We start from the raw sequence: 21,276 nt of genomic DNA on the forward strand, positions 1-21,276 counted from the left end.
ATCAAATTCTCTACTGGCCGCTTTCGTTAATCTGAGTATCAAAGCACAGATACTACAAGAGGTCCTTTAATGGAAATGTCGCCAGCTCAACGGCTTATCTTATCGAATCAATTCACTTTGATGACGCAGCTTGACCCAGACAACGCCGCCAAATATTCACGCTTAAAAACCATTGTCGAACGTGGGTATGAATTGCATATGCGTGAGCTTGATAAAGAGTTTGGCTGCCTAAAAGAAGCAGAGTGCCGCGAAGTTATCGATGTCATGGAACTCTATCATGCGATGCAAGAGTCCTACAATCTACTGCCTGAGACAGCACAATCTGATGTCGATAAACGACGCTTGCAATTTCTCGGTTTCGATTGTGCAACAGAAGCGCAACTGGTTCGCTATGTACGATTCCTCGTTGATACCGAAGGGCTCTACCCCCAATTCGACCAAGGTGAACACCGTTTTAACAGCCAAACACCAATGCTTGAAAAATATCGCAGAATGTTAAAATCGTGGCGAAATTGCCCAAGGCAATATCACCTTTCCAGTGCTGAGCTTCGTCAAATTATGAATGCCTAGTTAAAACAAAAAAACAGCCAAGATGTCGTTTCCACCTTGGCTGTTTTTATCTGCGCTTAAAAACATCCCCAAACTACTGCTCAAGTCTCCCCTACAAACAATTGCAAGATGATCGTCGCTTTTTCTCAAATCGTAGAAAGGGTATAGCCGTCTCACGCAGAACGAAATAAATGCATAATTGTTAAGCAAAATCTCCAATCGCGATCTAGGCTTATTTGTGAGAAGAGAAAACGATAACTGCCACTGTACTTACACCGCTTATCGAGTCTGGTAACCAAGCAATTTGTAACGATTTTTTAGCGGTCACATCGTTCGCATGAAATGACATCATGCGGTGGCCAGCAACACGCTAAGCATGACGCGATGTTCGTCGTCACGATAAAATACTAAGGGGATGCGACATGAGTATTTTCGACCACTATCAAGCACGATATGAAGCTGCGAAAGATGAAGAAATGACGATTCAGGAATTTCTTTCGCATTGTAAAGACGACAAAAGCGCTTATGCCAATGCTGCCGAACGTCTGCTTATGGCGATTGGTGAGCCTGAAGTGATTGACACCGCTCAAGATCCAAGACTGAGCCGCATTTTCTCAAACCGTGTTATCGCTCGCTATGAAACCTTTAAAGATTTCTATGGCATGGAAGATGCGATTGAACAAATTGTATCCTACCTAAAACACGCAGCTCAAGGCCTCGAAGAGCGCAAGCAGATCCTATACTTGCTCGGCCCCGTCGGTGGCGGTAAATCCTCACTCGCAGAAAAACTCAAAGCATTAATGCAACAAGTGCCAATTTATGTCCTTAGTGCCAATGGCGAACGCAGCCCCGTTAACGATCATCCATTTTGCTTGTTCGATGTCGCCGAAGACGGTGATATCCTCAGACAAGAATACGGCATCGACAAACGTTATTTACGCTCAATCATGTCACCTTGGGCGGCCAAAAGGCTGCATGAGTTTGGGGGTGATATCAGTAAATTTAAAGTGCTCAAAGTTCGCCCTTCAATCCTAGATCAAATTGGCGTGGCCAAAACCGAGCCGGGGGACGAAAACAACCAAGATATTTCGTCACTGGTTGGTAAAGTCGATATTCGAAAATTAGAACATTTTGCCCAAGATGATCCCGATGCGTATAGCTACTCAGGCGCGCTGTGTAAAGCCAATCAAGGTCTGATGGAGTTCGTAGAAATGTTCAAAGCGCCCATTAAGGTGCTGCACCCACTTCTGACGGCAACGCAAGAGGGCAATTTTAACGGGACCGAAGGCCTTTCAGCGATTCCTTTTGATGGCATGATATTGGCGCACTCCAATGAGTCAGAATGGCAAACCTTCCGTAACAATAAAAACAACGAAGCCTTCCTCGACCGAGTTTATATCGTCAAGGTGCCTTATTGTCTTCGCGTTTCTGAAGAAGTCAAAATTTACGACAAATTGCTGGAAAACAGTGAACTCACGACCGCCCCTTGCGCACCGAGCACGCTAGAGATGCTCGCTCAGTTTAGTATTTTGTCTCGTCTCAAAGAGCCGGAAAATTCATCCATATTCTCTAAAATGCGAGTTTACGACGGCGAAACACTGAAAGACACAGATCCTAAAGCCAAAAGCTATCAAGAATACCGCGATTATGCCGGTGTCGACGAAGGGATGACCGGCCTCTCTACTCGATTCGCGTTTAAGATCTTATCGCGCGTCTTTAACTTTGACCAAACCGAAGTGGCCGCAAACCCAGTCCACCTTTTCTATGTCATTGAACAACAGGTAGAGCGAGAGCAATTCCCTCAAGAGACAGCAGATCGATATCTCGAGTTTCTCAAAGGCTATCTTGTGCCGCGTTACGTCGAGTTCATTGGCAAGGAAATCCAAACGGCGTATCTCGAGTCTTATTCAGAGTACGGACAAAATATCTTTGACCGCTACGTCACTTATGCTGATTTTTGGATTCAAGATCAGGAGTATCGCGATCCTGAAACAGGCCAACTGTTTGACCGTGCGGCGCTCAATAACGAGCTGGAAAAAATTGAAAAAACCGCTGGCATCTCTAATCCGAAAGATTTTCGAAATGAAATCGTCAACTTTGTCCTGCGCGCTCGAGCAAACAATAACGGCCAGAACCCAGTCTGGACCAGTTACGAAAAACTGCGCACTGTGATTGAGAAGAAAATGTTCTCTAACACCGAAGATCTATTGCCGGTGATTTCATTCAACGCGAAAACTTCGTCGGAAGATCAGAAAAAACACGACGATTTCGTCGCTCGAATGATGGAAAAAGGCTACACCGAGAAACAAGTTCGCTTGCTCTCTGAGTGGTATCTGCGAGTTCGTAAGTCGTCTTAGTGCGGCTCACTGGCCCTAATCGCATGGCGTAATAAAATCAACAGGCTCGCAGCGCCGATAGTAGTGTAATGCTTGCGGCGCTAGCTGCCTGTTCATAAGCCAAAGCGAGGGGGAGAACTACTTGTCCTTCATTTCAGTCAGTACAGTCGTCAGTCGAATACTGTGCTTTGATCGTTTAACGAAAGGAGCTCTACTGATTTGGACAAGAGGGAACGCAGAATAATGTGGAGGGGGATATCATGGCCCAATTTATCGACCGACGACTCAACGGCAAGAACAAAAGCGCGGTGAATCGCCAGCGTTTTTTAAAACGCTACAAAGAACAAATTAAGGAATCGGTCACTGATGCGGTAAATCGACGCTCAATTACCAATACCGAAACGGGTGAGGATGTTTCCATTCCTCAAAGGGATATCAAAGAGCCGATGTTTCATCAGGGTAAAGGTGGTATTCGTGAGCGTGTTCACCCTGGTAATGATCAGTTCACTACTGGCGATCGCATTGAACGTCCAAAAGGCGGTGGCGGCGGCGGTGCTGGTGACGGCGATGCAAGTCCTGATGGTGAAGGTCAGGACGATTTTGTATTTCAGATTTCTAAAGATGAATATCTCGACCTTCTCTTTGAAGATCTTGAATTGCCCAATCTTAAAAAAAATCAAATCGCAAAAATCACAGAGTGGAAAACCCATCGCTCAGGTTTTCAAACTGCGGGTATTCCGGCCAATATCTCGATTGTGCGATCGCTGCAGCAGTCGCTGGCTCGACGCACTGCAATGACGGCTGGCCGCAAGCGTCTGATCCGTGAGCTAGAAAGTGAGCTTGACCGAATTGAACGCAATGAGCCCGCTCAGCCACTGGAGAAGCAACGTATCGAACAAGAGATCGCTGAACTTAGAGCGCGCATCGAACGTGTCCCTTTTATCGATACGTTCGATTTGCGGTTTAAAAATTACGAAAAGCGTCCTGTTCCCTCAAGCCAAGCCGTCATGTTTTGCATCATGGATGTTTCTGGTTCAATGGACCAAGCCACCAAAGACATTGCCAAGCGCTTCTATGTCCTGCTCTATCTCTTTTTGAACCGAACTTATGAGAACGTTGAAGTGGTTTTCATTCGTCATCACACTCAAGCGAAAGAAGTTGACGAGCATGAGTTTTTCTATTCTCAGGAAACTGGTGGCACTATAGTGTCGAGCGCGCTGCGTCTCACCGACGAAATCATTCGAGCGCGCTACCCAACCGGGCAATGGAATATTTATGCTGCTCAAGCGTCTGACGGTGACAATTGGGCAGATGATTCCCCTCGCTGTCGTGAATTGCTGACAAAGCTACTGCCTAGCTGCCAATACTATTCTTACATCGAAATCACGCGCCGTTCGCATCAAACCTTGTGGCACGAATATGAAAAGCTTGCCGCCCAGTTTGGCAACTTCGCAATGAAAAATATTCGGTCTGTGGATGATATTTTCCCTGTCTTTAGGGAGCTCTTTCGCAAAGAACATGTGTGAGTCAAGGAGACCAAACCATGACGGTAGAAACTAAACAAAAACGGCAAACCTTACCTGATGGACCAGATTGGACCTTTGATTTGCTCGAACGTTACCACGTTGAAATCAAACGCGTCGCGCAGCATTACCGATTGGACACCTACCCGAATCAAATAGAGGTCATAACATCGGAACAAATGATGGATGCCTATTCAAGCATTGGTATGCCTATCAATTATAACCACTGGTCATTTGGTAAGAAGTTCATTCAAACGGAACAAAATTACAAGCATGGTCAAATGGGCTTGGCTTACGAAATTGTCATCAATTCCAACCCCTGCATTGCGTATTTGATGGAAGAGAACACGGTGACAATGCAAGCCTTGGTAATAGCCCACGCATGCTACGGTCACAACTCATTCTTTAAGGGTAATTACCTATTTCAGACTTGGACAGACGCAGGCTCCATCATTGATTATCTGCTGTTTGCCAAACACTATATTACTGAATGTGAAGAAAAATACGGTGTCAGCGAGGTCGAAAAACTGCTCGACTCATGTCACGCATTAATGAATTTCGGTGTCGATCGCTATAAACGACCAGAGAAAATCTCGATTAACGAAGAGAAAGCCCGTCAAGAAGAGCGCGAAGCGTACCTTCAATCACAGGTCAATGAGCTTTGGCGCACCGTACCAAAAGCCAAAACACCTGATGAGCAAATCACCGAACGTTTTCCTGCTGAGCCACAAGAGAATATTCTCTATTTTATCGAAAAACACGCACCGTTATTGGAACCTTGGCAGCGCGAAATTGTGCGTATCGTGCGCAAAGTGAGCCAGTATTTCTATCCTCAAAAACAGACGCAAGTGATGAACGAAGGTTGGGCGACATTTTGGCACTACACCATTCTCAACCATCTGTACGATGAAGGCTTAGTCAGCGACCGATTCATTTTAGAATTTCTTCATAGCCACACCAGCGTGGTCGCACAGCCTGCCTACAATAGCCCCTATTTTAGTGGCATAAACCCTTACGCACTTGGTTTTGCGATGTTTCGCGACATCAAACGCATCTGCGAAGAACCAACCGATGAAGATCGCGAGTGGTTTCCTGAGCTTGCAGGCAGCGACTGGCTTGACGCGGTGCACTTTGCCATGCACAACTTTAAAGACGAAAGTTTCATTAGCCAATATCTATCGCCAAAACTGATTCGAGATTTTCGCCTGTTCTCAATTCAAGACGATGAACGACGCAACTATATTGAAGTCAATGCGATTCATGACGAGATGGGATACCGAGCCATTCGCCAAGCCCTAGCGGCTCAATATAACCTCGCTAACCTTGAGCCTAATATTCAGGTCTTTAATGTTGATGTCCGTGGCGATCGGTCGTTAACATTACAATACGTACCCCACAACCGTATTCCCTTAGACAAAAGTTACGATGAAGTGATGAAGCACATGTATCGACTTTGGGGGTTTGATGTCATTTTGGAAGAGGTGACCGAGTCTGGCCACAGAGAGATCATCGCGACCTGCCCACAGCGTAATCACTATGATTCGAGTATCTAACCTGCTCTAGCTCTCTTGTGTCAGAGGGTTCGAACATGTTGTAAGGTTTGGGTATTTATCGAGCTAAAAGCTAACAATTGAGTCAAGCCCCATGAACATAGGACACTATGTGATTGGGGCAAATCAATGCATCTATACCCAAACAACTTGGATCTGCAGATAGGCGGCAAACGAGCAAAGCCTCTGAGCACTTCGTGAACATATACCCAAGTAACCTCCAGTGGAAAGGGTATAACCCGTCGACAAATTCAAGTGTGCCAAGTAGCAGCTATGAGACATCCCCATAACGTTCAAAATAACGCACCATAGCCGCTGCACGTGACGGTACGCCAAGCTTCTTCAATAAGCTCTTCATATGAACTTTAACTGTCGATTCTGATATATACAGCGTTTCGGCTATATCACGATTACGCAACCCTTTGGCAACCAAACGTAGGATCTGCCCTTCTCTATCCGTTAGTTCGGCAAAGTCATCCGTGGTATTTTCACGAGAGATCAAATACGTTGCCACCTCACTACTGTACGCTTTTTCACCCCGTAGGCTTTGCTGCAGTAAAGTAACTAATTCATCTGGGTCACTGTCTTTTAACAAATAGCCGTCCGCTCCGGCAGCCACCAGCGCGTCAATATCGGCCGGATGGTTTGACACAGTCAAAATGACAATTGCGGCATCGCACTCATCGGTGCGTAGAGCGCGTAACGTATCTAACCCCGACATTCCTTTCATATTCAAATCCAGCAAGATCAAATCTGGCATATACTGACGGTTCAGTGCCACCGCCTCGGTACCTGAAGACGCCTCAGCAATAACATCAAAGTCGGCTTCAAAACTCAAAAGCTGCTTTAAGCCGCGACGCATCAGCGGATGGTCATCCACCAATAACACTTGATAAGGACGCATAACGTCTCCTTGAATTTTTTACTCTTTCTAGTTGAAATGCAGGGTTGTTGCCAGGCTTTCAGCGCTCCCCATCACACAGAGCGAGGATAACGCACCGTTACGCGACACCCTTCTCCTAACGCACTGACCACGGCAAGTGTGCCACCCAATCGCTCTGCTCGCTCATGCATGATGGCCAAACCAAAATGATGCATTTTACTTGTAATGTCTTTCATACCAATGCCATCGTCATTAATGGTAACAATGACATGATGATCTTCTTCTCGACAATCGACATCGATGTGCGAGGCATGAGCGTGTTTCACGGCATTCAGTACCGCTTCGCGAACCAGTTGCAGCAAATGAACCTGCTCGTGAGCTGCTAAGGTCATCGAAGAGAGCGCGTTATTCAGACCAATTTTGGCACTGGTTTGCTCTTGCAGTTGCGCAATCATACTTTGCAATGCGCCGCCAAAACTGCCCTCACCAATTGATAAGCGAAACGTTGTGAGTAACTCGCGAAGCTGAGTATACGCATCCGCCAATGCACTATCCAACTCGTCAATGATAGGATCGGCTGCTGAAGCAACCGCTTTTTTCCGAGCTTGCTTTTTCAGTAAAGCCACTTGAATTTTTAAGTAAGAGAGCGATTGAGCCAGTGAGTCGTGCAATTCACGAGCAATCGCACCACGCTCTTTGAGTAACAAAAGCTGCTCCGCTTGCCGCTGCGCTCGATTATAATATATCGCTCGAGATAGCATGCTCTTAAAGCTCTCTATCAACGCGCTGTCGGGACACGGAAGCACCACATTCCAGCTCAGCCGACCAAGTGACTGTTCGCCCATTAATAACGATTCGCTAAATGCCCATGTCGATTCGATATCTTCCATAGGCTTATGACTGTCGAAAGGCGTCGCAACAAATGAAACGGACTTATATTCAACCTGCGCCTTTTGCCTAACGATGACCAGTGGCGCTTCACCTTGATTGTAAATTTCAAGCTTCACCGCACTTACCCCTTCAATCGATGCCATATCCGCTACTACAGATGAGAAGTTCTCTGTGCTGATTCGAGATGCGGTCAATTGACTAGAAGAGTGATAGAGTAATTCAAGTGATTGATTGGCCTTTTGTAATCGACGCGTTTTCTCATCGACGGCCTGCTCCAAGGTTCGATAACGGGCGTGCAACTCTTGCGCCATTCGATTAAACGTTCGAGTGAGCATACCTAGTTCATTCTCACTTACTACTCTAAGTGGCACCGAAAAGACATTAGCTTGCATCTGTTCACTTGCATTCACTAGCGCGCTTAAAGGGGCGACAATTTCTCGGCGCACATAGATCACCACAAAAAGACTGGTGATCAAAATCCCGCCTAATCCAAGACCACCAGCCCAAGCCAGTTGCTGCCATTTTTGCTCCGAGTAGTTTTGCAGTTTGAAAACAAACGCATCGATTTTGCTGACATATTCTGGCATGGCGAGAAGATAGTTCTCGCGCTGACCGTTAACCAACCAATATTTCAGTTCATGCCAACGGTGGATCAATTGGTAATAGTCTTGCGTGATGTCGTTTGGCACGCTCCAGCCCTGCAATGCTTTTAATGAAGGAGAGTAAATCGAACGCTCAAATAACAAGATATGAGAAGAAAAGTCGTGTGATTGTGTTTGTATATCATGGGCTAATCGATAATTTTGCATTCGCATTGAGCCTGCAACATTCAGTGCTTCTGCATCGTTTAAGGTCGCCATCAAGAGCACAAAAGCGTAGCCAATTGTGGCAATAGCAAGCACCACGACTAATGACATCGCACGCCCTATCGTCCCCGTCACCGTCATAGGCTTATGCATGGGGCAAAATCGTTTTAACACTTTTGCTAATACCATTCTCTTTACTCAATTCGCTCTAAAATGCCACTTCATCAAATCCTCGCCTCACTGACAAACCAAATCATTCTCGCTGAACCAAGCATCTTGAGATTACTTGGGCATATAGTGCCGAATAAATATACCGGACTTATTTGATCTAAAACAAAGCTACCTAGCATTTACCCCTTTGGGGGTATTTATGAAATTACGTCGAAATATAAAAATTTGCCGCAAATACGTAAAAGATTATGAACAGAACAGCCTTCTACTGCACGCGGGAAAACTATGGTGGATTTAACTAAACGGCGGTGGTTTCGCCCATCAAAACAACCGTTGATGAACCCTACTCTACCTTGGCTTCGAGATCCGGCGCAATTTCTTGACGAGTGCGACCGCTGTGGTGCGTGTGTGAAAGTTTGTGAAAATCACATTATTACGTTAGGCAGCGGTGGCTTTCCGACGGTTGATTTTACTCAAGGCGAATGCAGTTTCTGTTATCAATGCGTCAAAGCTTGCCCAAAGCCGCTGTTTTACTCACAGCAGCACACGCCATGGCAAGCAGAGATCACACTCACATCCAACTGCTTAGCCCTGCGTAACGTGGAATGTCGTGGCTGCAGCGACAATTGCGAATACCAAGCGATCACGTTTCAACTCGGCATCGGTCGCGTGGCCCAGCCTCAAGTGCATAACGAACGCTGTGTTGGTTGTGGCGCGTGTATCGCACCATGCCCAACTCAAGCGCTCAGTCTTGAGCTACAAGCGGGCATAACAAAACCATCAGACCCACACACTCACACGATCACAATAACGGAGTGCCAATGAGCGGCAACCACGAAGTCCACATTTCAAGCTTAGTTATTCATGCCAGACCCGAGCAGCTGACAACACTCAAAACAGCGCTGGCTGAGATCCCGCAACTCGAAATTTACGGCGAAAACGCCGAAGGCAAATTGGTGGTCGTACTGGAAACGCAGACCCACGGTTTCATTACCACCATCATCGACCAAATTAACCAATTACCATCCGTGCTGAGTGTCGTGATGGTGTATCACCAAATCGAATTTGACGAGCCAATGATGGCTCAATCTACACAATCTTCCCTAGAGGGTGCGTTATGAAAATTACAAGACGAGCGTTTGTCAAAGCCAACGCCGCGATCTCTGCTGCGGCGGTAGCTGGGATCACCCTGCCAACTTCCGCAACCAATCTTATTGCCAGTTCTGACCAGTCCAAAATCACCTGGGATAAGGCACCTTGCCGTTTCTGTGGCACGGGTTGTTCTGTTCTCGTCGGAACCCAAAATGGCAAAGTTGTTGCGACCCAAGGTGATCCTGAATCACCAGTCAATAAAGGTCTTAACTGTATTAAAGGGTATTTTCTATCCAAAATCATGTATGGCCAAGACCGTTTAACTCAGCCATTACTGCGAATGAAAGACGGTCAATATCATAAAGATGGTGATTTCACTCCCATCAGCTGGGACAGCGCCTTTGATATCATGGCAGATAAATGGAAAGCCTCTTTAGCGAAAAAAGGCCCTTCCAGTATCGGCATGTTCGGTTCGGGACAATGGACCGTTATGGAAGGCTATGCAGCTGCCAAACTGATGAAAGCAGGCTTTCGCTCCAATAATATCGACCCAAATGCTCGCCACTGTATGGCTTCTGCTGTTGTTGCATTTATGCGCGCTTTTGGCATTGATGAGCCTATGGGCTGTTACGACGACTTTGAACACGCCGACGCTTTTGTGCTTTGGGGTTCTAACATGGCTGAAATGCACCCAGTCCTTTGGACGCGCATTGCTGACCGTCGATTAAGTCACCCACATGTGAAAGTTAATGTACTTTCTACGTACCAGCATCGCTCATTTGAGCTAGCGGATCACGGGTATATTTTTAACCCTCAATCGGATCTTGCTATTGCTAACTTCATTGCCAATTACATCATTGAAAACGATGCCGTCAATTGGGATTTTGTTAATAAGCACACCAATTTTAACCAAGCAGATACCGATATCGGTTACGGTTTGCGTGACACTGATCCACGCCAAATCAGCGCTAAAAACGCAAACTCAGGTAAGATCACCCCTATTTCATTTGCTCAATATAAAGCCTCTGTTGCGCCTTATACTGTTGAAAAAGCGGCAGAGATTTCCGGCGTTGAACCTCATAAATTGATTGCCCTCGCAAAGCAATACGCAGATCCCAAGATTAAAGTGATGTCACTGTGGACTATGGGTATGAATCAGCATACCCGTGGTGTTTGGATGAACAATCTCATTTACAACATTCACCTACTTACCGGAAAAATTGCGACACCAGGAAACAGTCCATTTTCACTCACGGGTCAACCTTCTGCCTGTGGTACTGCACGTGAAGTGGGCACTTTCGCACACCGTTTGCCCGCTGATATGGTGGTTGCAAATCCAAAACACCGCGCAATTGCCGAAGACATTTGGCAGTTACCCGAAGGCACTATTCCCGCCAAAGTGGGATTCCATGCGGTGCAACAAGACCGCATGTTAAAAGACAGTGTACTCAACTGCTACTGGATTCAATGTACGAATAACCTGCAAGCAGGCCCCAACATTAATGAAGAGCGCTTGCCAGGCTATCGCAATCCAGACAACTTTATCGTTGTATCGGACCCTTATCCGACGGCAACCGCGCAAGCGGCCGATTTAATTTTACCTACCGCGATGTGGATTGAAAAAGAAGGTGCGTACGGCAACGCAGAACGCCGTACTCAAGCCTGGTATCAACAAGTCAAAACCGTTGGCGAAGCCAAATCTGATCTTTGGCAGTTAGTCGAGTTTTCTAAGCGCTTTGCAATTGAAGAGGTTTGGCCAGAAGCACTGCTAGAAAAGGCGCCGCAGTACCGCGGTAAAACACTGTTTGATGTTTTATTTAAAAACGGTCAGGTTGACCAGTTCACTCTTGAAGAAGTGCGCGAACTTAACGACGAATCACATGACTTTGGCTTCTACCTTCAAAAAGGTCTCTTTGAAGAGTACGCACGCTTTGGCCGCGATCATGGCCACGATCTAGCACCTTATGATGTTTATCATCAAGTCCGTGGCTTACGCTGGCCCGTGGTTGACGGAAAAGAAACATTATGGCGCTACCGCGAAGGTTCCGACCCCTATGCGAAAGTAGGTTCCGGTTGGGACTTTTACGGTAACCCAGATCGCCGTGCCAAAATCATTTCGGCCCCTTACGAAGCACCACCTGAAGTGCCAAATCAAGAGCATGACTTGTGGCTTTGTACCGGTCGTGTGCTTGAGCACTGGCATACTGGCACGATGACGCGCCGCGTCCCTGAACTTTATAAGGCGGTACCAGATGCATTGTGTTACATGCACCCTGACGATGCGAAAGCGCGCAATGTGCGCCGTGGCGAAGAAGTTTTGATCAGTAATGGACGTGGGGAAGTTCGCGTTCGAGTTGAAACTCGTGGACGTAACCGCCCACCTAAAGGGTTAGTGTTTGTGCCCTTTTTCGATGCGCGCATATTGATTAACAAGCTGATTTTAGATGCGACCGACCCGCTATCAAAACAGACCGACTTCAAAAAGTGCCCAGTCAAAGTGAGCAAAATTGCGTAATTGTGCTCGGCAACGTTCGAGACACAATCGAATTTAAACACGTGGGAGAGTTGCTCTCCCACGTTAAGAAATTGGCCTTTTAGGCGGAGAAACAAATATGAAAAAAATCATTATCACCTTGGCTGCGACGGCCGCACTGCTTTGTGGCGCACTAGCCAGCAAGCATGTGTTCGCCGAGCTTGAAAATCCTGGCGGTACCGGCGCGCTATCATCATTACGTGGCGATACCCGCTTAGAAGAGACTCGACCGGCTGATCCATTTAAAAAGATCCCTAAAGAGCAACAACTGGAAAGCAGCTTTGTCTACCAGCCCCCGCTGATCCCACACGCCGTTCGCCATTACGAAGTTTCTCTTAATGCGAACAAATGCTTATCGTGCCACAGCTGGAAAAATGCCGATGCCATGAACGCAACGAAAGTGAGTGTCACCCATTATATGGATCGTGACGAAGCGGTATTAGCCGATATGTCACCGCGTCGCTACTTCTGTCTTCAGTGTCACGTGCCACAAACCGATGCCAAACCACTGGTTGAAAATGATTTTGAGCGCGTTCAAGCCCTCAAATGATGCCAAACAACCATAAGGTAACAATATGAAATTCATAAAATTATTTTGGCAACGGCTCACTCGTCCTAGTAAAGCAGCAGTCGGTATTGTGCTGTTTATGGGCTTTGCTGGCGGTTTGCTCTTTTGGGGAGCCTTTAGCACTGGTATGAGTGCGACTAACACCGAAGCGTTCTGCTCGGGTTGCCATGCCCCAATTGTTGAAGAGATCAAAGAAACCGTGCATTACGCCAATCGCACGGGAGTCCGTGCGGTGTGTGCCGATTGCCACGTCCCACATGAATGGGGCGACAAAATCGTGCGCAAAGTGCAAGCATCGAAAGAGTTATTTGCTCATTTTGTTCTCGGCACAATTGAGACCCCGGAAAAATTTGAACAACGTCGTGGCCATCTCGCGGAGCGAGAATGGGCGCGAATGAAGGCCAACGATTCACAAGAGTGTCGTAACTGCCATCAGTTCGAATTCATGGACTTTTCTGAACAAAGCAATACCAGCGCAGCGCAGCACTCAACCAGGCTCGCAAGCGGCGAAAAAACCTGTATTGATTGCCATAAAGGTATTGCTCATAAACTGCCAAGCATGCACGGCGTTGAAGGCTGGTAAGAGGAACTCATAATGAGCACATTGGAATACATTATCTGGCAAACGCTAGGGTTGGCAGCCGTGCCAGTGATCTTTTTATCTGGCTTTATCGCGGTCGCTGCTATTTCTCTTTGGGTTTTGTCGCTCAGCAAAGACAAATCTAGCACCGATGACGCGGTAGAATAACGTCAATCCGCAAAGAGAGCGCAAAGAAAGAGGGAAGCCAAGTTGGCTTCCCTCTTTCACTTTTTACCCTTCTTACGCTTCTTACGCTCACTTTATCAAAGTATCTTTCTATCCTTACCTCAAGGAGGCCGATAGTACTCTATACAGCGCAATTCATTGTAATCACTTGTTCAAGTATGAAGCCGATGGCGACCAGCATGACACTTCACCAAACAAAGCAAACAAAGCAAACAAAGCAAACAAAGCAAACAAAGCAAACAAAGCAAACAAAGCGATTTTGACCTTGTTCAGTAATTTCTACTCACTAGTACTCGTTGTGAGGGGCCTAGTTGATAAAAAATCACTGGCAGCGCGAAACGCCACGCATAAAAAAAGAGGAGCAAAATGCTCCTCTTTCTTAAACCTAAACTGCTAACTTATAGAGCAGCTTTTGCTTTTTCAACAAGTACTGCAAATGCAGCTTTGTCGAATACTGCGATGTCCGCAAGGATCTTACGGTCGATCTCGATAGATGCTTTCTTAAGACCGTTGATGAAACGGCTGTAAGATAGACCATTTTGACGAGATGCCGCATTGATACGTGCAATCCATAGTTGACGGAATTGACGTTTCTTAGCGCGACGGTCACGGTAAGCGTATTGACCAGCTTTAGTAACTGCTTGGAAAGCTACGCGGTAAACACGTGAACGTGCACCGTAGTAACCTTTAGCTTGTTTTAGAACTTTCTTATGACGTGCACGAGCTTGTACACCACGTTTTACGCGAGGCATTATGCTTCTCCTAAACTAAACGATTAATAACTAAAAAGAATTATGCGTATGGCATCATACGAGCAACAGCTGCTAGCTCACAACGTGGAAGTAGTGAGTTTGGACGTAGCTGACGCTTGTTCTTAGTAGTACGCTTAGTCAAGATGTGACGTTTCGTAGCGCGCTTGTATTTAACGCCACCAGCAGTTTTCTTGAAACGCTTAGCAGCACCTTTGTTGGTTTTCATCTTAGGCATGATGAAGAACTCCGCATTGTAGTAGTTTAATAAACACGTAATCTAGGCGAATAAAACCCTGCCGCGTTTCCTTTATAAGGTCAACGGCAGGGTTCAATTACTTGTAAGCCGTAAATTACTTCTTCTTAGGGGCAAGCACCATGATCATCTGACGACCTTCAATTCTCGTTGGGAAAGATTCAACAACTGCAAATTCAGCTGTGTCTTCTTTCAAACGATTTAGAACGTCAACACCGATCTCTTGGTGAGCCATCTCACGGCCACGGAAGCGAATTGTTACCTTCACTTTGTTGCCGTCTTCTAGGAAACCAGTCAGGTTGCGTAGTTTTACCTGATAGTCTCCGATATCAGTTCCAGGACGGAATTTAACTTCCTTGATCTGAACCTGTTTTTGCTTTTTCTTCTGCTCTTTCGCAGCTTTGCTCTTTTCAAAGAGGAACTTGCCGTAGTCCATCACACGACAGACTGGTGGCTCGGCGTTAGGGCTGATCTCAACAAGATCCATACCAGCTTCGACAGCTGCATCAAGCGCTTCTTGAATTGAAACGATACCAACAGATTCGCCATCTGCACCTGTAAGACGAACTTCACGAACGCCACGAATTTCACCGTTTAAACGATGCTGGTTTTGCTTGGCCGGTTGTTGGCCACGTCTTCCGCCTTTAATAGCTTATTCCTCCAGATTGAGCTTACGGCTTGCGATCTCGTCTTGGATATAAGAAATAAAGTCATCCAATTTAAACTTACCGAGATCCTTACCTTTACGAGTACGTACTGCGATTTCACCGGCTTCCATTTCTTGGTCACCACAAACAAGCAAATACGGTACACGCTTTAAAGTGTGTTCGCGGATTTTAAAGCCAATCTTCTCATTTCTCAAGTCCGCTTTCGCTCTAATTCCGCATTTTTGTAGTTTCTGAGCGACTTCCTGAACATAATCAGCCTGCTTATCAGTGATGTTCATGATCGAAACCTGCTCAGGGGCAAGCCACGTTGGGAAGAAGCCAGCATACTCTTCAATCAAAATACCAATGAAACGCTCTAACGAACCCAAAATAGCACGGTGAATCATCACTGGGATCAGACGTTCGTTATTTTCGCCAACATAAGTCGCGCCTAAGCGGTTTGGTAGGTTGAAGTCCAGTTGAACAGTACCGCATTGCCACGCACGGTCAAGACAATCGTGCAGTGTAAATTCAATTTTCGGACCGTAGAATGCCCCTTCACCTTCTTGAATCTCATATGGGATTTCAAGTGCTTCCAGCGCGCGTTTTAGCGCTTCTTCTGATTGGTCCCAAATTTCATCAGAACCAACACGTTTTTCTGGGCGCGTAGACAGCTTCACAACGATATTATCAAAGCCAAACGTTTGATATGTATCGTAAACCATCTTAATACAGCCAATCACTTCTTCTTGAATTTGGCTTTCTGTACAAAAAATATGCGCATCGTCTTGAGTAAAGCCGCGCACACGCATGATCCCATGTAGTGCACCCGACGGCTCATTACGGTGACATGAACCGAACTCTGCCATACGCAATGGAAGATCGCGGTACGATTTCAAACCTTGGTTAAAGATTTGAACATGACCCGGACAGTTCATCGGCTTAATTGCGTATTCACGGTTCTCTGAAGACGTGGTAAACATAGCATCAGCGTATTTATCCCAGTGACCAGAACGCTCCCAAAGGACACGATCCATCATGAGAGGGCCTTTTACTTCTTGATAGCCATATTCATCCAGTTTGCTGCGGATAAACACTTCTAAATCGCGGAAGATCGACCAACCGTTATGATGCCAGAACACCATACCAGGTGCTTCTTGCTGCATGTGGAATAAATCGAGCTGCTTACCAATTTTACGGTGGTCACGTTTTGCGGCTTCTTCAAGACGAGTCAGGTGGTCTTTCAGTGCTTTTTTGTCGTGGAATGCTGTGCCATAAATGCGCTGAAGCATTTTGTTGTCACTGTTACCGCGCCAGTATGCACCCGCAACGTTTAACAGCGTAAAATGCTGACAAAAACCCATGTTTGGCACATGAGGACCACGGCACATGTCGATGTATTCTTCATGGAAATAAAGGCCTGGGCGGTCATCACGTGACACGTTTTCATCTAAGATTTCCATCTTATACGTTTCGCCGCGCGCTTCAAATGTGTCGCGGGCTTCTTGCCAACTAACCTTCTTCTTGATGACAGGGTATTTGGTCTTAGCAAGCTCTTTCATGCGCTTTTCGATCTTTTCAAGATCGTCTTGCGTCAATGACTCTTCAAGGTCAATATCGTAGTAAAAACCGTTATCGATAGTAGGGCCAATCGCCATTTTTGCTTGTGGATACAGCTGCTTAATCGCATGACCCAGCAAGTGCGCGCATGAGTGACGTACAATTTCCAACCCATCTACTTGGTCTTTATTGGTGATGATTTCAAGCGTTGCATCGCTCTCAATCAAATCACACGCATCGACGCGTTCACCATTAACACGACCAGCGATGGTCGCTTTTGCAAGGCCAGGACCAATGTCCAAAGCCACATCCATAGTTGAGATTGGGTTATCGAAATGACGTTGACTGCCGTCAGGAAGAGTAATAATTGGCATGATATTTCCTTTACAGTGGTGTTGCACACCAAGCAACACATGTTCAAGTTTGGTTTAGGGAATTCCCCATAAAGAAATGAAGGTCACTCAGTAACACGTATACCGAACCTTCACTGGCAAGCGAGTTTACCTCCTCCCCCCTACTTTGCCAAGCCGCAATCCACAACTGGCGGTGCATCACACAGAGCTCGAATACGTCACCAGCTCAATAACGACGCAACGTGCCGTTTTTTAAACATAAATCGTCAATCAATGCTCTCATATTTGATATGGCGTATCGAGTTGGCGAAGGCGCTTAAATCGCCAGATAGTCACCAGACTTCCCCCTACATTAAGGGAGAAAGAAGACGTAAAGGAGTGCGCTCATGGTGACGCTAGCCTCAAGCTTACACAATCTTTGGTATGCCAAAACAGGGGTTGCGACACTCCAACGAACTGTGCGGTTTTCTCTGTTCGCTATGACTCTTTTCGCGTCAGCTCTGCCACCCACTCAAGCCCAATCTCAAATACTCGAACCGCACGCGGTGCAGGAGTATGGCCCCCTGCGTACTTACGCACAGTCACCGATTCAGGCCAACAGTTTAACCCCTCAATTACGCGATGCACGGGGATTCAATGTGGGTGAAATGGAACTTTTTGGCTCAGCAACCATTGCCAGTGTCTGGGCTCATACCGACCATTACACTCTGGACTATTATCAAAATTCCCTTTCACTCGGCTGGGCATGGCAAGCCTCTCCTCAATGGCAATGGGAGTTGAGCTATCGCTGGGTATTCTCGGCAGATAACCATATTGACGGGGTCAGCTTGGCATTTCACCAATGGGCAGGGATTGAACAAAATGGTCGAGATGAAGTCGCTCGCCATCGGTCGGTCTTTGCGCTTTCTCGCGATGGTTTTGATCATCAAAACATTGAAGGACGAACCCTCAGCTCAGCCTTTAGCCTCTATGGCCAGTGGCAGTTATTTCAAACTAAAGAGCACGCCATCAGTCTCGGCGGAACCCTCTACTACAACAACGTAACTAACGGCCCATTTCAAGGGCATGACTTTGAGCAAGCGCTGCAACTTAACTATGCATGGCACCAAGGTAGTCATCACATTTACAGCTCAATTGGTGCGACGCACCATGGTAATAAAGGCTGGCGTAACGCCAATATTGCCAAACGAGAATTTACTTGGAGCGGAGCCGTGGGGTATCAATATCAATCTTCTGCGCATCACAACTGGATCATTGAGTACCACGCGTATCAAGGTGAACTGGATAACGACACTGATCTCTCGAAAACATCCCAAGAAGTCGTCGCCGGTTATCGTTATGTTATGAGTCAGTCAGCGATTGAGCTGGTAATCATTGAGAACGTTTTTAATATGGATAACAGTACCGATGTCGCCTTTTTGTTGAACTATCGTTATCGGTTTCACTGAACGGATGGTCGATACCCGCGCAGCGTCACCGATTGACACTAAGCGCGCAGCACGGGAATTAGCGCCGCTTGGATCTGGTCACTGGTTGCTGTTAAGGGGAGCGTGAAAGAGCGGTACTGATCGCCACTCAGCCCCAAAGAGCGGTCAATTTCAGCCAAACAGTGCAGCGCATTACCATCTAAAATAAACGACAATTCGATTTCTTTGCTGGATAAGAAACCGCCTTGGCGAAATTCAATTTCTTGATAGCAGCCAGAGTTTGATGAAAAATTGTGTCCACGAAGAAAACCTTTTTCAACATCGGCTTTCACCATGGTAAAGCCCGCCATCTCAATCGTACGAATCACCTCAGCAGCAACACGTAGCGGTCGGACTTGTAAAAAGTCGCGGTCGCGAGGGTCAATGGCGAAATCAATGTCTAACGTTGTTTCTAACCAGACGTGACATTGATTATTTGTGGCGTTAAGTGCGGTAATCGGCGTCTCATCGTGCAGCTTTAATGAAAATGGCACGCTCTTACTCTCGTTAGGCTCAAGATAAAATGGGGCAACCGCCTGCAATGTGTCTAATGTGTACGTTTGGTAAGAGACACCATTGTCATTTTCCACTTTCATTTCCGTGTTTAACTTGATTGTGATGGCCTCGATTTGCTGCCCTACATCCCCACCGAGGATCTCAACCCGCCCCGTTAAAATAGCGCCTTGGGCCACACTCATCTCGTCCAAAACAGTATCAACCTTTGCACCGCCAATACCGAGTGATGCTTTTAATTTCTTTAGCATAATTCCCTGTTCCTCAAATCATTTCGATCTATACCCAAACAACTTGGAGTTGCAGGTAGGCGGCAAAGGAGCAAAGCCTCTGAGCATAGATTGACTATGTGATGAGGTTTGTGAGAGCCAGCCAACAACGCTGCAACTTTAAGTGGAAAGGGTATATATACCCAAGTAACTAGAACGAATTGGATTATCACGCCATCGTCCAAACCTCTAATATACCGAAGTCACTAAGATTTACTATACTCGAACCGTCTAGAACAATAACAACTGGCAACACTGGATGGACCATTCACTTTGGCCTTGTCGCTTATACTTGGCGCAACTTTTTTTCATGGCGTGTTAGTTATGTTTCTAAATCCCTATTTCTCCACTCAAAATCAGCAATTTGAGTTCACTCGTCAACAAGCGAGCCACTTTGCAAAAAAAGTGGCGGGTGATTTTAATCCTATCCATGATGAAGAGAGCAAACGCTTTTGTGTCCCAGGTGATCTACTGTTTGCCGTCTTACTTCAGCAGCGCGGCATTAGTCAAAAGATGCGGTTTGATTTTGCTGGCATGGTAAGTGAAGGCGTTACGCTACATATTGAATCACGCTCAAACGATCAGCAGGTCGTTGTCGATGCGACAGGTAAAGAATATCTGCGTATGACTCATCAAGGTGAGACACACCACTGCCCTGAGCTTATTGAGCATATCGTGACAAACTACGTACAATTTTCAGGCAAAAATTTTCCTCACATCATGGTGCCCTTGATGGAAGAAAAGCAAATGATGATCAACTGCCAACGTCCACTGGTCATTTATGAAAGCATGGAAGTGGAATTTGAGCGCCTTGATTTAACCCGCCCTGAAGTTGAATTCAGTGGTGCGACATTTGCTGTCGATGGAAAACGCGGCGTTGTCACGTTGAACTTTACCTTCAAGCAAGACGGTGACGTCGTCGGCCACGGGCGTAAGCGCATGGTTGCAACCGGATTAAAACCCTACTGTCAGGTGAGTGTTGATGATTTAGTCGCCCGTTTTAATTCACGTAAAGCGGATTTCTTAAAACAGTTCGACTGCGCAGCCTAATAAGACAGTACGCGGCAAGAGTGCGACAAATCAAGCCACCAACGAGCAACGCCACATCACATAGTCTACCTATGCTCAGAGGCATTGCTCGTTTGCCGCCTACCTGCAACTCCAAGCTGTTTGGGTATAGAACCATTTAGCGATAAGCCAAAGCAAAAAAGCGCTTTACCACGTGTTTTCATCCTCTTACACTAGCGCTTTACTGATAAGCCCACCTTGACACTCAAACCTTGGGCTACACCGAAAACATTTTCGGCTCTGACTAGACATCGCTGTATGAACCCTATCGTTATTTCCATCTCCTTGCTCGTTTGCAGCAATATTTTCATGACATTTGCTTGGTATGCACATCTCAAAGAACTTAACAATAAGCCGTGGATCATCGCCGCTTTAATCAGTTGGGGCATTGCGTTATTTGAGTACTTATTGCAAGTGCCTGCCAACCGTATTGGCTATACCGCGCTCAATGTTGGCCAGCTTAAGATATTACAAGAGGTGATCACCTTAATGGTCTTTGTGCCTTTTTCCGTGTTTTATCTGCGCGAGCCATTAAAGTTGGATTATCTTTGGGCCGGGCTCTGTCTCGTCGGTGCGGTTTACTTTGCGTTTCGCAGTAAGTTTGCCTAAACAGACGAATACTAAGCGCCGTAGCCCACTGTTCATCAAAGCTTGATAAAAACGCGTCGTGCTAACCTAAAAAAAGCGCCTTAACCACTGCCGCAGTTAAGGCGCATATTTTGAGTTG

The 21,276-nt window shown here is 46.4% G+C and carries 20 protein-coding genes; 13 read left to right on the top strand and 7 right to left on the bottom strand.

From position 1 onward, the window contains the following. Nucleotides 1-69 precede the first annotated feature (69 nt). From HGP28_RS00330 to HGP28_RS00345, 4 genes are all read left to right on the top strand, one after another. Nucleotides 70-570: a YfbU family protein gene (locus HGP28_RS00330; protein WP_168834442.1), complete on the top strand. Its 501-nt coding sequence runs from the start codon at nucleotides 70-72 to the stop codon at nucleotides 568-570. Nucleotides 571-971: 401 nt separating this feature from the next. Next, complete coding sequence (locus HGP28_RS00335; RefSeq protein ID WP_168834443.1) at nucleotides 972-2,906, top strand: PrkA family serine protein kinase; 1,935 nt, start codon at nucleotides 972-974, stop codon at nucleotides 2,904-2,906. A gap of 239 nt (nucleotides 2,907-3,145) precedes the next feature. Further along, a complete protein-coding gene (locus tag HGP28_RS00340) occupies nucleotides 3,146-4,411 on the top strand; it encodes a YeaH/YhbH family protein (RefSeq protein ID WP_168834444.1) in 1,266 nt (421 codons plus the stop codon). Between the two features lie 17 nt (nucleotides 4,412-4,428). Continuing rightward, entirely contained in the window at nucleotides 4,429-5,961 is a 1,533-nt protein-coding gene (locus tag HGP28_RS00345; RefSeq protein WP_168834445.1) for a SpoVR family protein, read from the top strand. A gap of 268 nt (nucleotides 5,962-6,229) precedes the next feature. Here HGP28_RS00345 and HGP28_RS00350 read toward each other — a convergent pair whose 3' ends face one another. Together HGP28_RS00350 and narQ are read right to left on the bottom strand one after the other, a co-directional pair. Next, a complete protein-coding gene (locus HGP28_RS00350) occupies nucleotides 6,230-6,862 on the bottom strand; it encodes a response regulator (RefSeq protein ID WP_168834446.1) in 633 nt (210 codons plus the stop codon). A 71-nt stretch (nucleotides 6,863-6,933) separates the two neighbouring features. Continuing rightward, a complete protein-coding gene (narQ, locus tag HGP28_RS00355) occupies nucleotides 6,934-8,691 on the bottom strand; it encodes a nitrate/nitrite two-component system sensor histidine kinase NarQ (RefSeq protein WP_168834447.1) in 1,758 nt (585 codons plus the stop codon). 303 nt (nucleotides 8,692-8,994) lie between these two features. Between narQ and napF the strand changes: the two genes are divergently transcribed. The 6 genes from napF (at nucleotide 8,995) to HGP28_RS00385 (ending at nucleotide 13,650) form a co-directional block, all read left to right on the top strand. Then, nucleotides 8,995-9,534, top strand: coding sequence for a ferredoxin-type protein NapF (napF, locus tag HGP28_RS00360; protein WP_168834448.1), 540 nt, complete (start codon nucleotides 8,995-8,997; stop codon nucleotides 9,532-9,534). Continuing rightward, complete coding sequence (locus HGP28_RS00365) at nucleotides 9,531-9,830, top strand: chaperone NapD (protein WP_168834449.1); 300 nt, start codon at nucleotides 9,531-9,533, stop codon at nucleotides 9,828-9,830. Before napF ends, HGP28_RS00365 begins: the two co-directional genes overlap by 4 nt. Further along, nucleotides 9,827-12,316, top strand: a complete 2,490-nt coding sequence (gene napA, locus HGP28_RS00370; protein ID WP_168834450.1) for a periplasmic nitrate reductase subunit alpha — start codon at nucleotides 9,827-9,829, stop codon at nucleotides 12,314-12,316. Before HGP28_RS00365 ends, napA begins: the two co-directional genes overlap by 4 nt. 97 nt (nucleotides 12,317-12,413) lie before the next feature. Beyond that, the gene (locus tag HGP28_RS00375) at nucleotides 12,414-12,884 is read left to right on the top strand and encodes a nitrate reductase cytochrome c-type subunit (RefSeq protein ID WP_168834451.1); all 471 of its coding nucleotides are present in this window, start codon (nucleotides 12,414-12,416) and stop codon (nucleotides 12,882-12,884) included. A gap of 25 nt (nucleotides 12,885-12,909) precedes the next feature. Then, nucleotides 12,910-13,485, top strand: coding sequence for a NapC/NirT family cytochrome c (locus HGP28_RS00380; RefSeq protein WP_168834452.1), 576 nt, complete (start codon nucleotides 12,910-12,912; stop codon nucleotides 13,483-13,485). A gap of 12 nt (nucleotides 13,486-13,497) precedes the next feature. Beyond that, entirely contained in the window at nucleotides 13,498-13,650 is a 153-nt protein-coding gene (locus HGP28_RS00385; RefSeq protein WP_168834453.1) for a TIGR02808 family protein, read from the top strand. Between the two features lie 416 nt (nucleotides 13,651-14,066). On the opposite strand, the gene rplT is transcribed toward HGP28_RS00385, so the two are convergent. From rplT to thrS, 4 genes are all read right to left on the bottom strand, one after another. After that, nucleotides 14,067-14,420, bottom strand: a complete 354-nt coding sequence (gene rplT, locus HGP28_RS00390) for a 50S ribosomal protein L20 (RefSeq protein ID WP_004727974.1) — start codon at nucleotides 14,418-14,420, stop codon at nucleotides 14,067-14,069. Between the two features lie 40 nt (nucleotides 14,421-14,460). After that, nucleotides 14,461-14,655, bottom strand: a complete 195-nt coding sequence (rpmI, locus tag HGP28_RS00395; protein WP_168834454.1) for a 50S ribosomal protein L35 — start codon at nucleotides 14,653-14,655, stop codon at nucleotides 14,461-14,463. 115 nt (nucleotides 14,656-14,770) lie between these two features. Beyond that, nucleotides 14,771-15,322, bottom strand: coding sequence for a translation initiation factor IF-3 (gene infC, locus HGP28_RS00400; RefSeq protein ID WP_168834752.1), 552 nt, complete (start codon nucleotides 15,320-15,322; stop codon nucleotides 14,771-14,773). 3 nt (nucleotides 15,323-15,325) lie between these two features. Beyond that, the gene (thrS, locus tag HGP28_RS00405) at nucleotides 15,326-17,254 is read right to left on the bottom strand and encodes a threonine--tRNA ligase (protein ID WP_168834455.1); all 1,929 of its coding nucleotides are present in this window, start codon (nucleotides 17,252-17,254) and stop codon (nucleotides 15,326-15,328) included. Nucleotides 17,255-17,619: 365 nt separating this feature from the next. Here thrS and HGP28_RS00410 point away from each other — a divergent pair, with 365 nt between their 5' ends. Continuing rightward, nucleotides 17,620-18,681: a DUF3187 family protein gene (locus HGP28_RS00410; protein WP_168834456.1), complete on the top strand. Its 1,062-nt coding sequence runs from the start codon at nucleotides 17,620-17,622 to the stop codon at nucleotides 18,679-18,681. Between the two features lie 38 nt (nucleotides 18,682-18,719). Here the strand turns inward: HGP28_RS00410 and HGP28_RS00415 are convergent, their stop codons facing one another. Next, nucleotides 18,720-19,463 (bottom strand): sporulation protein, encoded by a 744-nt coding sequence (locus HGP28_RS00415; RefSeq protein WP_168834457.1) that lies wholly within the window; start codon nucleotides 19,461-19,463, stop codon nucleotides 18,720-18,722. A 342-nt stretch (nucleotides 19,464-19,805) separates the two neighbouring features. On the opposite strand from HGP28_RS00415, the gene HGP28_RS00420 reads away from it, so the two are divergent. Next, on the top strand, nucleotides 19,806-20,531 hold the full coding sequence (locus tag HGP28_RS00420; protein WP_168834458.1) for a DUF3581 domain-containing protein: 726 nt from the start codon (nucleotides 19,806-19,808) through the stop codon (nucleotides 20,529-20,531). Between the two features lie 276 nt (nucleotides 20,532-20,807). Next, nucleotides 20,808-21,158 (top strand): DMT family protein, encoded by a 351-nt coding sequence (locus tag HGP28_RS00425; protein WP_168834459.1) that lies wholly within the window; start codon nucleotides 20,808-20,810, stop codon nucleotides 21,156-21,158. The last annotated feature ends 118 nt before the right edge of the window (nucleotides 21,159-21,276 follow it).

The sequence above is a fragment of the Vibrio agarilyticus genome, from assembly GCF_012641465.1.
Classification (GTDB): Bacteria; Pseudomonadota; Gammaproteobacteria; order Enterobacterales; family Vibrionaceae; genus Vibrio; species Vibrio agarilyticus.